This is a genomic window from Pseudomonas sp. FW300-N2F2 (genome assembly GCF_017351655.1).
Lineage (GTDB): Bacteria > Pseudomonadota > Gammaproteobacteria > Pseudomonadales > Pseudomonadaceae > Aquipseudomonas > Aquipseudomonas fluorescens_AA.
On the sequence record NZ_JACNDQ010000005.1, the window covers coordinates 26911 to 28993 of the forward strand.

Here is a 2083-nt window from a genome sequence, read left to right on the forward strand (position 1 = left end):
GTCGGCAGCTCCATCCGATGGAGTGAGTGCTCTGTCCCGGGCTTTCCGGGCAGGGTGCTCACCCTCAATCCTGCGCGTCTGTACGTCCTGCCTGGACGACGTCGGGGCTTGTCCCTGCTTCCCATGACAGACATCACCTACCGAATGCTCTAATTTTTTTTGGCCTGTAAGGAGGCGGTCCGCAAACCGCTTCCTTCGGTTGAATGTGACGATTATCCATCGCTTTGGCCCGTGCGCCGAGGTCGGCCCAAGCGCCGAGACCCTCGCGTCCAGGCGCCGCGCCGTATCTGAAAAACACGTTTCTATCGTCAACCACTCCGAATCAGAAAAGCAGGTTCTTCGATGCAATTCAGCGAATTGATGGCAGCTCTGTCCCAGCATCCGATCCGTCTGCAACAAGACGGCGACAACCTCGTGATCCTGGGCGACGACGAAGGAATGGACCCCGCGCTGTGGGACAGCCTTGCCGTCCATAAGCAAGAGCTGCTCGACCTGGTGGAGAGAAATGGTGGCGACTGGCTGAGCCCTGCATTCCGCATCACGCCGGACATGCTGCCCCTGGCCAGCCTGACGCAGGAAGAGATCGACCGGATCGTCGACACGGTGCCCGGCGGCGCGGGCAATGTGCAGGATATCTACCCGCTGGCACCGTTGCAGGAGGGCATTCTCTATCATCACCTGGCGGCGGAGCAGGGCGACCCTTATGTGCTGCAGTCCTTGTTCGGTGCGGATCGCCGGACACGCCTGGACGATTTTACCCAGGCGTTGCAGGGCGTAATCGATCGTCATGACATTCTGCGCACCTCCGTGGTTTGGGAGGGGCTGGATGAGCCGGTGCAAGTGGTTTGGCACGAGGCCACGCTGTCGTTGGAGGAAATCGTGCTTGACCCGGCCGCCGGCGATGCCCTGTGGCAACTGCAACAGCGCTTCGACACCCGCCATCATCGCTTGGATGTGGGGCAGGCGCCGCTGATGCGGCTGGTCTGCGCGCAGGATCATGACAACGACCGTTGGGTGGCCATCCTGCTGTTCCACCACATGGCGATAGACCATACGGCGCTGGAGCTGGTGCAGGATGAAATGCAGGCGTTCCTGCTCGGGCAGGCTCACCAATTGCCTGACCCAGTGCCTTTTCGCAACTACGTGGCGCAGGTCCGCCTGGGTGTGAGCGGTGATTCCCATGAAGCATTTTTCCGCGCCATGCTGGCCGATGTCGATGAGCCGACCTTGCCACTGGGTTTTGCCGAGGCGCCTGAAGGCCCGTCGGTGATCGAAGAAGCCCACTTGCCGATTGATGCCGCATTGAGCCGCCGCTTGCGGGCGCAGGCCCGCCAGTTGGGCGTCAGCGCCGCCAGCCTGCATCACTTGGCCTGGGCGCGGGTGGTGGGCGGTCTCTCGGGCAAGCAGGACGTGGTGTTCGGCACGGTATTGATGGGCCGGATGCAGGGCGGCGATGGCGCCGACCGCGCCCTGGGCATGTTCATCAACACGCTGCCGCTGCGCGTGAAACTGGCCGGGTACGGCGTGCGCGAAGGCGTAAAAAATACCCATGCAAGCCTGACGGCGCTGCTCGGTCACGAGCATGCATCGTTGGCCTTGGCCCAGCGTTGCAGTGGCGTGCCTGCACCCGCTCCGCTGTTCGGTGCCTTGTTCAACTATCGGCATAGCAACACGGCCCACGCACCTACGGCCCAGGCGCTTGGCGCATGGGAAGGCTTGCATGCACTGGGAGGGGCGGAGGGGACTAACTATCCGCTGACCTTATCGGTGGATGATCTGGGCGAAGGCTTCAATCTTAGCGTGCAGGCCCTGGCAGGAATGGGCGCCCAGCGGATTGCTGGGTACATGCGCCAGGCATTGGAGAACCTGGCCTGGATGCTCGAGCAGCAGCCGGACAGGCCCTTGCAGCAATTGTCGATCCTGCCGGCCTCGGAACGTGAGCAACTGCTGGTGACGTTCAATGCCACCGAGGCCGACTATCCGCAACAACAGACGATTCACGGGCTGTTCGAGGCGCAGGTGCAGCGCACGCCGGGGGCTGTGGCGGTGGTTCGTGGCGAGCAACGCCTGACTTATCGCACAT

1 protein-coding gene is annotated in these 2083 nt (G+C 62.6%); it reads left to right on the plus strand.

Annotated elements, in window-relative coordinates; all coding sequences use genetic code 11:
* Positions 1-342: 342 nt before the first annotated feature.
* The coding region (locus tag J4E63_RS30620; RefSeq protein WP_259334282.1) for a condensation domain-containing protein at positions 343-2083 on the plus strand (1741 nt) is incomplete at its 3' end.